The following is a 13,372-nucleotide window of genomic DNA, read 5'->3' on the forward strand; positions in this document are numbered from 1 at the left end:
TGCGAGCGAATGCAGCCGGTGCAGCCTGCGGCGCCCGACGCTATTTCGATGCGAGCGCGAGCAGCCAGTCGGCACGTGCCTCCGCACTCCCCTCGTCAGGGCAGATCACCATCACGGTGTCGTCCCCGGCGATCGTGCCGAGCACCCCCTCCACCGGCTGCTTGTCGATGACGGACGCCACGTACTGCGCCGCGCCCGACGGCGTATGCACGACGATGAGGTTCCGAGCGGCGGCCACGGAGGTGACCAGCCCGCTCAGCACGCGCGACATCTGCGTCTCGGCCTTCGTCATGTCGGGGTGCTCGTCGTCGGCGATATGCCCGACGGCATAGGCCATCGTGCCGTCGGGCAGGCGCTTCTTGAACGCGTTCATCTCGTCCAGATCGCGGCTCAGCGTCGCCTGCGTGACGGCGATGCCTTGATCGGCGAGGATCGCCGACAGCTGCGACTGCGACGTGACGACATGGTTCGTCAGTGCCTCCTCGATGGCGCTCAGTCGCGCCGTACGGGTCGTCGGACGCTGCAGGGAGCTGGATTCGCTCATGCGAGCAGGCTTTCGTCGCCGCGCGCCTTGCCGGTCAGCCAGGTCAGCAACGCCTTCTGCGCGTGCAGACGGTTCTCCGCCTCGTCCCACACCACGGACTGCGGGCCGTCGATCACCGAGGCGGTGACCTCCTTGCCGCGGTAGGCGGGCAGGCAGTGCTGGAACAGCGCGTCGGGCTTGGCGAGGGCCATGAGCTCGTCGTTGACCTGGTAGTGCCAGAACGGCTTGGAGCGGATCGCGTACTCGGCCTCCTCGCCCATCGACACCCACGTGTCGGTGAACACGCAGTCGGCGTCCCTGACGGCCTCCTTCGCATCGGTGGTCACGAGGATGGAGCCGCCGTTCTCGGCTGCGAGCGCCTCCGCGTCAGCGACGATGTCCGGACGGGGCAGGTAGCCCTGCGTGCCGGCCACGCGCACGTTCATGCCGGCGACGGCGCCGCCGAGCAGGTACGAGTTGGACATGTTGTTGGCCGCGTCGCCCACGTAGGCGATGGTCTGGTTCTTCAGGTTGTCGACGCCGCCGCGGTGCTCGGCGATCGTCTGGAAGTCGGCGAGGATCTGGCAGGGGTGGAAGTCGTCGGTCAGCGCGTTGACCACCGGGTGGGTGGAGTACTTCGCCATCTCCTCGACGCGATCCTGGCCGAAGGTGCGCCACACCACGCCGTAGGCCATGCGGTCGAGCACGCGGGCGGTGTCGGCGACCGGCTCGCCGCGGCCCAGCTGGGATCCGGACTTGTCGATGACCAGCGGATAGCCGCCGAGTTCGGCCACGCCGATGGAGAAGCTGGATCGCGTGCGGGTCGACGGCTTGTCGAACAGCACCGCGATGGCCTGGGGGCCGGCGAACGGCTGCTTGTAGAAACGGTCCTTGTGGAACTTGATGGCGAGTTCGAGGACCTGCTTCTGCTCCTCGTGGTTCAGGTCGTCGTCACGCAGCATGTGGCGAAGTTCGGGGGTCATGATGGTTGCTCTCTTTCAAAAGACGAATGACGAATGGTTCTGGGACGGACCGTGCGCCGACGTCGGCCGGTCAGTCGTTGGGAAGGTCCGTCGGAACGGCCTTGAGGATGGCCAGCGCATCGTCCACGTCCTGTTCGGAGACGATGAGCGGCGGCGCGAAGCGCAGGGCGTCGGCGCGTACGGCGTTGACGATGAGACCGTGCTCAAGGCACCAGTTCATCGCCGCGTGCGCGCACGGGTGGGACAGTTCGACCGCGTCCAGCAGGCCCCGGCCGCGTACGGAGACGTACAGCGGGTTACCGGTGGCCATGAGGCCCTCGCGCAGCTGACGTCCACGCTCCTCGGCGTTGGCGACGAGCCCGTCCTGCTCGATCACGGACAGCGTGGCGAGCGCGGCGGCCGCGCCGAGCGGGTTGCCGGCGAAGGTCGAGCCGTGCGATCCGGGGGTGAACAGCGCGGAGAGCTTGGAGCCGAAGGCGATCATGCCACCCATCGGGAAGCCTCCGGCGACGCCCTTGGCGAACGTGACGATGTCCGGGGTGATGCCGCCGGAAAGGTCCTCGCGCTGGAATGCGAACCAGGATCCGGTGCGGCCGATGCCGGTCTGCACCTCGTCGATGATGAGCAGCGCGTTGTGGATGTCGCACATCTGACGCACCTGCTTGACGTAGTCGGCGCCCAGAGGCTTGACGCCGGCCTCGCCCTGGATGAGTTCCATGATGACGGCGGCGACCGGACCCTTGCCGTAGTGGCCGACACCGGTCTCGGCGAACGCCTCGTAGAGGGCGAACGGGTCGCCGGCGCGCACGAACTGGATGCTCGGCACGAGCGGCTCGAACGGCTTGCGGATGGCGGGCTTCCACGTCGCGGACAGCGCGCCCAGAGTACGGCCGTGGAAGCCGTTGGTCAGGGCGATGATGCGCGCGGGCTTGCCGCCCATCGCGGGCGAGGCTCCGGGCAGCGTGCGCCCGTAGAGCTTGGCAAGCTTCAGGCGGCCTCGTTGCCTTCGGCGCCGGAGTTGCCGAAGTACACGTGGGAGCCTTCGGGGGCGCCGGCGAGTTCGATGAGCTTGGCGGCGAGCCTGATCTGCGGCTCGGTGGCGAAGTAGTTGCTCGTGTGGGCGACCTTCGCGGCCTGCTCGGAGACGGCCTCGACCCACTTGGGGTGCGCATAGCCGAGCGAGTTGACGGCGATGCCGGCGAGGAAGTCGAGGTATTCGTTGCCGTCGATGTCCCACACGCGCGTACCCTTGCCGTGGTCCATCACGCGCAGCGGGGTGCCGAACACGTTCATGTGGACCTGGGAGTACTCCCCCAGCCACTTCTCATCGTTCGGGCCGAGCGTCTCGCCGCCCGCGGGGACGTTGGCGTTGCTGACATCAATGGACTCAGTAGACATAGGAGCTCCTCATCTCGATGCCGTCCTCGGGCACGACCATGGTGCCGATGCCGGCGGTGGTGAATATCTCGTTCAGGATGGAGTGCGGCTTGCGGCCGTCGATGATGTGCGCCTGGGGAACGCCGCCGTCGATGGCGCGCACGCAGGCCTCCATCTTCGGGCGCATGCCGGATTCCAGATCGGGCAGCATGTCTCGCAGGTTCTCCACGCCGATGCGGCCGATCAGCGAGTTGCGATCCGGCCAGTCGGCGTACAGGCCGTCGACGTCGGTGAGGATCACGAGCTTACGCGCGCCGACGGCGGCGGCGAGCGCGGCGGCCGCGGAGTCGGCGTTCACGTTGAGCACCTCGGTGGCGTCGTCCTCGTTCGGGGCGACCGACGAGACGACCGGGATGCGCCCGGCGGCCACGAGGTCCTCGACGGCGGACGCGTCGACGGAGACCACGTCGCCGACCAGTCCGATGTCGGTGGCCTTGCCGTCGATGACGGGCTTGCGCTGCATGGCGGAGAACAGTCCGCCGTCCTCGCCGGACAGGCCGACGGCGAACGGGCCGTGCGCGTTGATGAGGCCGACGAGCTCACGAGAGACCTTGCCGGTCAGGACCATGCGCACCACGTCCATCGCCTCGGGGGTCGTGACCCTCAGGCCCCCCTTGAATTCGGATTTGATGCCGAGGGCCTTCAACATGCGCGAGATCTGCGGGCCGCCGCCGTGCACGACGATCGGGTGCAGTCCCACCTGACGCAGGAACACCATGTCCTCGGCGAAGCACTGCTTCAAGTGCTCGTCGACCATCGCGTTGCCGCCGTATTTGACGACGATGCGCTGCCCGGCGAACTCCTCGAGCCACGGCAGCGCCTCGATGAGCACCTCCGCCTTCTGATCGGCGCGCAGATCGGTGTGCACGTCGAAATGGAACCCAGGTCCCTTTAATTCTGTAGCCATAGTCTTCTTTCTAATCCCAGCGTTGTCCGGGATGGGCGTCGGTTTTCGTCATCCGACACGCTCCGGGCCGCTCTGGCCAAGTCTTTACGGTCTGACGACGAAAACCGACGCCCATCCCTCCGTCCCGGCGAAACGTGACGGCATCCACCCCGGAACCCGCCGGAACTTCAGCTTTCGTAGTCGGCGTTGATGTGGACGTATTCGTGGGTGAGGTCGTCGGTCCAGACGGTGGCCTCGGCGTCGCCTGCGTTCAGGTCGATGTCGATGTGGACCTCGCGCGAGGTCATGTCGACCTCGCTGCGGTCGCGTCCGGCGCCGCCGTTCTCGCAGATGCGCACGCCGTTGACGTCGACGGTCACCTTCTCGGAGTCGTACGGGGCGACTTCGGGCGGAACGGTGCCGAGCGAGGAGACGATGCGCCCCCAGTTGGGGTCGTTGCCGCTGATCGCGCATTTGAGCAGGTTGGAGGCGGCGACCGCGCGGCCGCAGGCGAGGGCCGCGTCCTCGCTGGTGGCGCCGGTGACGGTGATGCGGATGTCGTGGCTGGCGCCCTCGCCGTCGCCGATGATCTGGCGGGCGAGCGAGGCGCAGGCGTCCTTGACGAGCCTGTTGAACTCGTCCTTGTCGGGTTCGACGCCGGAGGCGCCGGAGGCGAGCAGGAGCACCGTGTCGTTGGTGGACATGCAGCCGTCCACATCGATGCGGTTGAACGAATGCTCGGTGGCGACGGCCAGTGCGGCCTGCATCTGGCCGGCGGTGACGACCGCGTCGGTGGTGATGACGCACAGCATGGTGGCCAGCTGCGGGGCGATCATGCCCGATCCCTTGACCATGCCGCCGATCCTCCAGCCGTTGGAGCCCTCGAGTTCGACGGTCTTCGGCTTGGTGTCGGTGGTCATGATGGCGTGGGATGCGTCCGCGCCGGCCTCGGGGGTGGCCGCGAGCGCCTGGTAGGCGGTCTCGGCGCCGGCGAGCACGTTGTCGAGCGGCAGCAGTTCGCCGATCAGGCCGGTGGAGCAGACCGCCACGTCCTGCGGTTTGGTGCCGACGAGGGCCGCGACCTTCTCGGCGGTGGCCTGTGACTGCGCGTAGCCGGCCGCGCCGGTGCACGCGTTGGCGCCGCCGGAGTTCAGGATCACGGCCTTGACGTGGCCGTCGGCGACCTGCTTGCGCGACCATTGGACGGGGGCTGCGCAGAAGCGGTTCGAGGTGAACACGCCCGCGGCCGCGTCCAGCGGTCCGTTGTTGACGATGAGGGCGAGGTCCTTCTTGTCTTCGACCGACGAAATGCCCGCCGCGACTCCGGCGGCGGAGAATCCCTGTGCGAATGTGACGCTCACGGTGCGACTCCGATCTTGGTAAGTCCCTGATCCTCGGGCAGACCAAGGGCGATGTTCAGTGACTGGACAGCCTGACCGGCGGTGCCGCGGTTGAGGTTGTCGATGGCGGCGAACGCGATGATGCGCCCGGCGTGACGGTCGGTGACGACCTGCAGGTGGGCGGCGTTCGAGCCGATGATGTTGCCGGTGGCGGGCAGGGAGCCCTCGGGTAGCAGGACCATGAAGTCCTGTCCCTCGTAGGCCTTGGCCCACACCTGGCGGATCTCCTCGTCGCTCATCGAGGCGGCCTTGTCGGTCATCTTCGCGGAGACGGTGGCGAGGATGCCTCGCGACATGGGGGCGAGCACCGGGGTGAATCCGAGCGTGAACTCGTCGGCGGCCGAGGCGGGCTTGCCGGCGGCGTGGGCGAGGTTCTGCAGGATCTCGGGGATGTGGCGATGCGTGCCGCCCACGCCGTAGGGCAGGGCGGAGCCGAGCGCCTCGGCGGCGAGCAGGTTGGTGCGCTTCAGGTTCTTGCCGGCGCCGGAGTAGCCGACGACGAGATCGGCGACGAGGTCCTTGGGTTCGACGAGTCCCTCGGCGACGCCCGGCTGCATGGCCAGGGTGGTGGCGGTCACGTTGCAGCCGGGGCCCGCGATGCGCTTGACGCCGGGCAGGTTCGCACGCTGGCGCGTGTAGCCGCCGTGGGCGTCGTGCCCGGTGATGAGCTCGGGCATGCCGTAAGTCCAGTGCTCGTAGAAGTCGCCGCCGTAGAACTCGTCCCACGCGCTTTTCTCCTCGAGGCGATGGTCGGCGCCAAGGTCGACGACGACCGCGTCCGGATCGAGCTTGGAGGCAAGGGCCCCGGATGCGCCGTGCGGCAGCGCCAGAATGATCACGTCATGGCCGTTGAGCACCTCGGGGGTGGTGTCCTCGACGGTCAGATCGGCCAGCTGCGGGATGTGGGGCATATGCCTGCCGAGCTTGTCCCCCACCGAGGAATGGCCGGCGACGCACGTCACCTCGAAATCCGGGTGGGCCGCCAGAATGCGCAATGCCTCACCGCCCGCATAGCCCGTGGCACCCGCCACGGCCACCGTATACTTCGCCATATCACGTCCTTATCCAACAAGACAACAAGCACGAGTATACGACTTATGCGGACTATTGCATAATTATGCAACGATGTGTTTCACAATTTGACTCCGGAGCATGGGCCCGTGCACGATTCTTCACGCACGACTCTTGAAATAGCGGAACAGGTCCCGCTCGTGTATCGTCACGCCTCCGAACATCGTGCCGAGCACGACTCCCACCGGAATGCACAGCGTCTCATAGCAGGCCACTTGGATCAGCTGCATGACCTCGGGAGCATGAGACATTATCAGAACGACCGACATGCCGATCAGGGACACGAACACCGCCATCACTGTGGGAACGAACTGCTCCACGATCAGTTGCACCATCTGCGCAGCTTTATCGCATCCCGCATGAAGGTTGCCGGACAGCTCGAGCTTTCGTCTGCGGACGCATCCATATGCCAGCAGCAATGCGAGCAAACCGCTCACGGGCATGGCGAACCGCGACGATCTGGTAGAAAACAGACGATGACCGTCCACCCAATCACCCTTCGCGTAGTTCAACTGCCCGACCTGCACCTCGGCAAGTCCGGCATCGTAGGACACCGCATACCTCAGCAGAGAGGCGATCTCCTCTCTAGACGTGGACGTCCGAGCCCAGCATTCATCGAAGCTGCCGGAATCGGCCACCGGGACGATTATCGCGTACCCCATTCTGGCGTCACGCCCGTCCTCTGGCCACGCGTAAATGCCGGCGACATGCAGCTCACCGCGGTCCGTGGCGATATCGGATCCGACCGCCAACCCCAGATTGGTCGCCATCTGTCTAGGCACCCACACCCCGCCCCGGGAAACTCGCGCGGGGATGATCGGCGGGATTTCCGACGTCACCTCGAATGTCGGAATCGGATTGTGCGGCAACGCAGTCAGAGAGACATCACCGGCGGCGCGCAGCGCCCCCGCGGATTCGACGGACCCGGAACGAGTCATTCCCATGCACGCTTCGCCGTTAATACCTTTCTCCTTGACCACCATTGCGATGTTCGACCCGGTGTCTCTGTATTCGATGACCCGGTGCTCAATGGCGATGATCTGCATCAGGTCGAATCCGATCAGACAGCATGTCAACGATGAGATCCCGACGAACAGCAGCAGTGATCTGCCCATGCCCGATACCATGTCACGCCACGACTCGCGGAGCAGTTCACGTAGCCTCATCGCCACTGCCCTCCTCGACGGAATACGTATCAAGATCGATCACACGATCACATGACTCTCTGGTACGCCGGTCATGGGTGGCTATCAGGACTGCGGCTCCCCTGCCTGCCAACGCGACGAGCTTGTCATCCACCACGAGCGCCGTCTTCGAATCCAGCTGTGCCGTCGGCTCATCCACCAGCAGTATATCCGGCTTCGAGTTGATCGCGCGTACGAGCATCAGCCGCTGCGCCTCGCCGCCGGATAGTTCTGCAAACAGGCGGTCCCGTAGTTCATCGAGACCGAACTCCGCCAACACACGCAACGCCTCGGCATCAGCCTCTGCACGCCTCCATCCACGCGTAATCAACGGATATGCAGCTATGTCAAGCACCGTGCGGTACACCGCACCATACGGATTCTGGAAAACCCAGCTCACACGAGCCTTATCGGGACTTCTCACCTCGCCCTCCGTGGGTGAAAACCATCCGGCGACGATGGACAGTAAAGTCGATTTGCCGCATCCGGATCTGCCGCATAATGCGATGGTCTGACCGCGTCGCACGGAGAAGGTCACATGTCTCCACAGGAACGGCATGGTTCCGAATCGCTGACCAAGGTCGCGAACGTCCACACAGATCTCGTCGTTCATCCCGTCGCCCCCCTACCGAGCCTGCATGGAGACCGAGCACTGCATCGCGACGCGGACGGGAACCTGCACGGAGGACAATCGCCCCTTCGGACCAACCATCGCGAATCCGTTGTCGGAACCGTACAGGTCCACTACGACCGAGTGCTCTCCATTACGGACACAGGCACGATGACCGTTGATTCCGAACACCGCTCCGGCGGGAACCTTCGTGGCATCCAAGGCATGCTCCAGCCGAATTGTCGAGCTCAATCCTCCTGCACGCTGTTCCTCACCCGCTGCCGACCATTGAACAAATGCATCGGTTTTCACCAGTGCATCCAGAAAGACTCGATCCGTAACGACGCCGTCAGATGGCAATTTGGTCTCGACTCCATTGATGTCGACGACTCGCGCCCCCGGGTATAGACCGTCCGGCACATTGATTTTCAGGGCAGACACCGTCATCGCTGTTCGGCCAAGTTCCTGCGGCGCCGACTGTCCCAACACCAGAGATGATGAGGCAAGCGTGATCGACTGTCCGGGAAGCCATACGCAATCTGTCAGATGGAGTGCACCTGTACGAGCGGCTCCAATGTGCTTCTGCAGCCCGATCAGGGAAAGCCGCAGCGATCGGTCAAACGTGTTGTGAAGGCGCTGAACCGTGTCGCCTCCGAAACCCAGACGCACCAATTCGTCGCGTAAAGCGCCCACATCCTCTCCGGCCATACCAGCATACAGATCCCGGTACAACGGCACGGACGTATGCAGCGCGACGATCGGCTTGCCATCCACGGAAAACGGGGACTCGCCTGACGACAGTATTGATTGCGACCCGACTCCGAGTTTCGTCACGATGTCACCGCCGGTCCAGGCGATGGACTGACCCTCCGTCACGTCGAGCTGTGCCTTCACGGTGCGGGAATCGTCGAAACTTTCCCGGACCACCGGAATCTCCTCGCTGACGGGCGTCTGGCGGAGATTCGAAGGAACCGGGCCGGGCACGACGAATACACCTACCGCAAGTCCAAAGGAGATGCAGCACAGGCAGATCAGCAAAATAAACATCCGTCTATTCCGGTTGATGGACGCGCTTTTCCCCGACCGAGACCATGGCATACGCATAGTGATCACCCCTCGGAATCGAAGTCTCCCGATAGCGAAAGACCACCCAAAGACAGGCAGTAGATGACTTGGCTATCGGAGCCGCTCACGGGGAAGGCGAACGCATCCTGCGGATTCGCTCCTGCAGCCACTTCCTTGACCGACTTGTTGAACTCTGCGGCGGTATAATCCTTGTCTACCTTACCTGCGTCACGAAGACACTGGACGGCTACGATGCCTGGATCCTTATATCTGTCCGGGTTGTCCTGTTGATCGCGGAAGTCAGCCTCGATGACCCGCGTCGTCCCCTCCGAACACTCCACAGACTTGTCGAAGTAATTGGCATCAGTGACGGAATCGTCAGACAGCTTGTACAATCCGTCAGGCATTTTGTTGTATTTCAGTTGGTCATACCCCGCCGCGGTCATACACTGCAGATATTTGGCATGTGCCTGTTCATAGTCGTTCTGATCGATACGACCGGTCTTGACCGCCCGCTCCAGTACAGACCGCTCGAACTCACTGAGATCGTGCCCGGCAAGTTCCTCTCTCCAAATATCAGTCAACGGAGCTATCTTTTCGGCGGAGTTCTTCTCACTCTCGAAGGTTTTGCCGGCAATTCCGCATGCGGCGACCGAGAAGAACACACCTATCGTGATTGTCAATGCAGAATATCTCATCCACATTTTAAAAACCCGTTTTACCATAAGAACAGCACCACCCTAAGGAATTAAGGCAGCTGCTTGCATATGACTTGAGTCATATGCAAGCAGCCGCCAGAGATAATGATTTCAATTTACTTGATGTAGTAGTCATGCTTAATCGGATTAGCCGAAGGAGAACCATACGCGCGCGCCGTCCGTGTGGCCTTACGGAACCAACTGGTATCGCTCTTCGCCGACCCTACCTGAGCAAAGGCCTTACCCTGAGTGCTCCCCAAGCATTAACCCAAGCCCAAGCTTCGTTTTTCACCGGAGAATGAAGGGTCGTTCCGGAGTTGGCCTCCCAACCAGCATACGCTACCTGAGTTCCGGCGATCGCGAGACACGCAGACAAAGCAAAGGCACAAGATGCCTTGACACCTTACCTTTCATGAGAACCACCTATCTTTTATCTTATCTGGAACGTCGTTATCCTAAAAGGGAGACGGATTCTACACCATTGATAATTATCCGCCTCATGTAGTGCTACAACACTTTGGTCAAGATACAACGCAGGAAGCGTTATGTACGTTATGTATTAAACTACACTACTTGTCACTCTCATACCAGAACAATACAGATAACTGTATTTCTGCAAAAGACGGCGCGTCATCGCATGAAACAATGTATAATACGCTGTACTGATTAAGAGGTGATGAGCGTGACTACACGAATAGGAATAGTAGACAATGACTACATTGTTACGGAATATCTGAAAAAATTCATCACGAGAATATCCGCCACATGGACATCACCGGTCAGCATCTGGACGAGCAATGATCCTTCCGATGCGATTCAATACTGCTGCTTTGAACAACCGAAAACTGATGTGCTGTTTCTTGATATGGCGCTTTCAGATCTCAGTGGACCTCAGATTTGCAGTTCGATTCGGATGATGAATTCACATACAACAATCATTGGAATGACCTCATACAATCTGGATATCTATCGCACCGCACTACAGAATTCCGGTGCCCAAATGCTAATCGACAAAGCAAATATTCAAGCAACCGTATCAAAAATAATGGAGTACCTTAAAAACGGAAAACCTATTCTACGGGAGGTAGGCTTTCCCAACACAACAAGTTCTCCCTTATCGATTCAAACACAGGATGATCATTCCACACTAACACAAGTAGAGCAACTCGTGGTAGAAAAAAGTCTTGGAGGTTTCAGTTGCAAGCAGATAGCAAGAGAGCTCCATATCACTGTCAACACCGTTTATGCGCACAGAAGAAACATAAGAAACAAGCTCCATGCCCGCACTTGGCAGGAAGTCATCATCAACTATCAACGCCAACAGACTATATAGACACATGAAAACAAAACACATATACCCGTATATATTAATTACACTATTTGCATTAACGCCGATTGTTGACTCTTCGTTATATCTCTTCACCTCTCATTTTGCTTACTCATCAATACTGTATCTTATCACCTGTTTATGTTCATACCTGTTTCTCATCATCAAGCCATTGGCTGGATCATGGTTCACTGTCATCGTTTTCTCTATATTGCCAATTCTTCCCTTTGAAATAAGTGTATCACATTTCTTTTATTTCCTTATCGCCTTATCAATCATATCCTTTTATTCCAAGAAAACAATACTGCCATTATATTTCTTTATTATTGCCTCCAATGTGATAACTACGATTATTTATACGCCAAACCACAGCATCTTCTCTATTTTGATGAACACAGTAATATACGCATCATTGCTTATACTGCCGATACTGTGCGGACTGTTTCTGAGATACCAACTCGACACAAAAGACAGGGAGTTTTTACTTAAATCACAACAAAGCAACCTCAAGCTTGCAAGATACCTGCATGACTATACTTCTAACAATCTTTGCGACATCATACTATTGACTGATAATCTACTCAAAAAACAATCATCAGAAAATACCGAAAGCATCAAAACAATCAGACAGCTCGCTTTTTCATCTCTTGAACAAATCAGATCCATATCAAATAAGTTGGATACTGAAACAATTGAAAATGAATCAACAATTGACAATTATATGATAGAACTCTCGAAATTATGCAATAAGAATCAGACTGTTCTCAGCAACTTGGGAATCAAAGGAACAATCCTATTCCCCAAAATACTCCCATCTATGTCATCTAATGAACAACATCTAATTTTAGATATCATTCAAGAACTCTGCGGCAACATATCCAAACACGCAGACAAGCAATCCGGGTACGCAATCACTGTCACCGCTCATGATGATTCAATAGCCATTACCAGTATTAATGCAACGGCATCTCACCAATCCAAACTGTCAAATGGAAGCGGCATGCAAAAAATAAGAGAACGCATTGAACTCCTGCATGGAATTCTTACCGTTACGGATTCTGCAAGGATACACAAGGTGTTCATTTCACTGCCCATTTATCCAGCATAGCCATTTCGGTATCCAAGGCGGACAAAACTTCTGCATGATTGAAATTGGATAGTATATTTCTTGTTGTTGCGGCATTATGATTGACCCAGCCATAGATCCCGACAGAACAAACGTCATAATGCAGCATATCGTCTTATGCACAATGCCACTTCCACAAATCACATTCATAACATGAATGTTGCCAGCGCTTCGCTTGTTTGGCGCGTTGAATACAGATATCTGCATTCGACGCGCTGAAAGTCAGTTCATAGTTCATATGGCCGAAGAGCCCACCGGACGAGTATGGAGAGATTCACGCGGACAAAGAGTCGTCGCTGGAGCCGGAACCACCACCGAGGCCGTATGCGTTGAGCAGCTGGGCGTAGAGGTCGTTCATGCTGATGCCGTTGAGCCACATCCACACCTGCACGCCGGTGGTGATGACGTTGATGATGATCGCGGCGATCGCGAAGCCGCGTCCCTTCATGTGGAACGTCTTGGTGCGCCACAGCGAAGCGACGCCCATGATCGCCGGCAGGAGAGGCACGGAGAAGATCAACGCGAACACGAAGGCGATGATCGCGTAGGAGTCCCATCTGCCGTAGAGCGGGTTCTGATTGGGGTCGTTGACGTCGATGCCGTAGATGTAGCGCGGCGTATGCCCGTCGGCGGGGCGATTCGGGTTGTTGCCGGCGTACGGGTTGGCGCCGTTCGGGTTGTACGGATTGTACGGTCCGCCCTGTTGCCCCGGATAGCCGTATGGATTGTATGCGGCGTTCTGCGGGTAGCCCTGCGGGGGTTGCATGTTCTGCCCGTTCTGCTGCACGCCGTCGCCGTTGCCGCTCTTGGGATCGGGATCGGGGGCGCCGTAGAGGTACGGGTTGTAGTTCGGGCCGAACTGGCTGCGCATCGCGCCGTAGTCGAGGTTCGCGTACTGGCCGTACTGCGGCTGCGGCTGCGCAGGAGTCTGCGTTGGCTGCTGTGCAGCGGACGTGCCCTGATCCGATGCGTTCCCCGGGGCGGCCGTGTTCCCCCCGTTCGGCTCGATGGGGTTGTTCGGCTGCTGTTCGGGTGCGGTCATCAGGTTCCTTTCCTACAGGG

The 13,372-nt window shown here is 59.5% G+C and carries 12 protein-coding genes and 1 pseudogene; 2 read left to right on the plus strand and 11 right to left on the minus strand.

Going from position 1 to position 13,372, the window contains the following annotated elements; genetic code table 11:
- Positions 1 to 40: 40 nt before the first annotated feature.
- The 10 genes and pseudogenes from argR to BCAL_RS12400 all read right to left on the minus strand — a co-directional run bounded on the left by argR (position 41) and on the right by BCAL_RS12400 (position 9,884).
- The gene (gene argR / locus BCAL_RS10140) at positions 41 to 544 is read right to left on the minus strand and encodes an arginine repressor (RefSeq protein ID WP_043167847.1); all 504 of its coding nucleotides are present in this window, start codon (positions 542 to 544) and stop codon (positions 41 to 43) included.
- Positions 541 to 1,506: an ornithine carbamoyltransferase gene (gene argF / locus BCAL_RS10145; protein WP_043167849.1), complete on the minus strand. Its 966-nt coding sequence runs from the start codon at positions 1,504 to 1,506 to the stop codon at positions 541 to 543. Before argF ends, argR begins: the two co-directional genes overlap by 4 nt.
- A 70-nt stretch (positions 1,507 to 1,576) precedes the next feature.
- A pseudogene (locus BCAL_RS10150) lies at positions 1,577 to 2,799 on the minus strand (acetylornithine transaminase).
- A gap of 94 nt (positions 2,800 to 2,893) precedes the next feature.
- On the minus strand, positions 2,894 to 3,850 hold the full coding sequence (argB, locus tag BCAL_RS10155; protein WP_043167853.1) for an acetylglutamate kinase: 957 nt from the start codon (positions 3,848 to 3,850) through the stop codon (positions 2,894 to 2,896).
- Positions 3,851 to 4,017: 167 nt separating this feature from the next.
- On the minus strand, positions 4,018 to 5,190 hold the full coding sequence (gene argJ, locus BCAL_RS10160; RefSeq protein ID WP_043166398.1) for a bifunctional glutamate N-acetyltransferase/amino-acid acetyltransferase ArgJ: 1,173 nt from the start codon (positions 5,188 to 5,190) through the stop codon (positions 4,018 to 4,020).
- On the minus strand, positions 5,187 to 6,281 hold the full coding sequence (argC, locus tag BCAL_RS10165; protein WP_043166397.1) for an N-acetyl-gamma-glutamyl-phosphate reductase: 1,095 nt from the start codon (positions 6,279 to 6,281) through the stop codon (positions 5,187 to 5,189). Before argC ends, argJ begins: the two co-directional genes overlap by 4 nt.
- Before the next feature lie 120 nt (positions 6,282 to 6,401).
- Entirely contained in the window at positions 6,402 to 7,415 is a 1,014-nt protein-coding gene (locus BCAL_RS10170; RefSeq protein ID WP_152600377.1) for a hypothetical protein, read from the minus strand.
- A 37-nt stretch (positions 7,416 to 7,452) separates the two neighbouring features.
- Positions 7,453 to 8,097, minus strand: coding sequence for an ATP-binding cassette domain-containing protein (locus BCAL_RS10175; protein ID WP_043166394.1), 645 nt, complete (start codon positions 8,095 to 8,097; stop codon positions 7,453 to 7,455).
- A gap of 12 nt (positions 8,098 to 8,109) precedes the next feature.
- Positions 8,110 to 9,141 carry a hypothetical protein gene (locus tag BCAL_RS10180; protein ID WP_043260111.1) on the minus strand — a complete coding sequence of 344 codons (1,032 nt, stop codon included), beginning with the start codon at positions 9,139 to 9,141 and terminating at the stop codon, positions 8,110 to 8,112.
- A 62-nt stretch (positions 9,142 to 9,203) separates the two neighbouring features.
- The gene (locus tag BCAL_RS12400) at positions 9,204 to 9,884 is read right to left on the minus strand and encodes a hypothetical protein (protein ID WP_152600376.1); all 681 of its coding nucleotides are present in this window, start codon (positions 9,882 to 9,884) and stop codon (positions 9,204 to 9,206) included.
- Positions 9,885 to 10,533: 649 nt separating this feature from the next.
- Between BCAL_RS12400 and BCAL_RS12885 the strand changes: the two genes are divergently transcribed.
- Entirely contained in the window at positions 10,534 to 11,190 is a 657-nt protein-coding gene (locus BCAL_RS12885) for a DNA-binding response regulator (RefSeq protein ID WP_081887424.1), read from the plus strand.
- 166 nt (positions 11,191 to 11,356) lie between these two features.
- A complete protein-coding gene (locus tag BCAL_RS13315; protein WP_152600375.1) occupies positions 11,357 to 12,292 on the plus strand; it encodes a sensor histidine kinase in 936 nt (311 codons plus the stop codon).
- Positions 12,293 to 12,584: 292 nt separating this feature from the next.
- Here the strand turns inward: BCAL_RS13315 and BCAL_RS10190 are convergent, their stop codons facing one another.
- Positions 12,585 to 13,352, minus strand: a complete 768-nt coding sequence (locus BCAL_RS10190; RefSeq protein ID WP_043166390.1) for a hypothetical protein — start codon at positions 13,350 to 13,352, stop codon at positions 12,585 to 12,587.
- Between the last annotated feature and the right edge of the window lie 20 nt (positions 13,353 to 13,372).

Origin of the sequence: Bifidobacterium callitrichos DSM 23973, assembly GCF_000741175.1 — a bacterium.
Lineage (GTDB): Bacteria > Actinomycetota > Actinomycetes > Actinomycetales > Bifidobacteriaceae > Bifidobacterium > Bifidobacterium callitrichos.

Excerpts from the sequence above, each read along its gene's own strand:
- argR (WP_043167847.1), bottom strand. The coding sequence starts at position 544 with ATGAGCGAATCCAGCTCCCTGCAGCGTCCGACGACCCGTACGGCGCGA.
- argF (WP_043167849.1), bottom strand. The coding sequence starts at position 1,506 with ATGACCCCCGAACTTCGCCACATGCTGCGTGACGACGACCTGAACCAC.
- argB (WP_043167853.1), bottom strand. The coding sequence starts at position 3,850 with ATGGCTACAGAATTAAAGGGACCTGGGTTCCATTTCGACGTGCACACC.
- argC (WP_043166397.1), bottom strand. The coding sequence starts at position 6,281 with ATGGCGAAGTATACGGTGGCCGTGGCGGGTGCCACGGGCTATGCGGGC.
- BCAL_RS10170 (WP_152600377.1), bottom strand. The coding sequence starts at position 7,415 with ATGGGCAGATCACTGCTGCTGTTCGTCGGGATCTCATCGTTGACATGC.
- BCAL_RS10175 (WP_043166394.1), bottom strand. The coding sequence starts at position 8,097 with ATGAACGACGAGATCTGTGTGGACGTTCGCGACCTTGGTCAGCGATTC.
- BCAL_RS10180 (WP_043260111.1), bottom strand. The coding sequence starts at position 9,141 with ATGTTTATTTTGCTGATCTGCCTGTGCTGCATCTCCTTTGGACTTGCG.
- BCAL_RS12400 (WP_152600376.1), bottom strand. The coding sequence starts at position 9,884 with ATGGTAAAACGGGTTTTTAAAATGTGGATGAGATATTCTGCATTGACA.
- BCAL_RS12885 (WP_081887424.1), top strand. The coding sequence starts at position 10,534 with ATGAGCGTGACTACACGAATAGGAATAGTAGACAATGACTACATTGTT.
- BCAL_RS10190 (WP_043166390.1), bottom strand. The coding sequence starts at position 13,352 with ATGACCGCACCCGAACAGCAGCCGAACAACCCCATCGAGCCGAACGGG.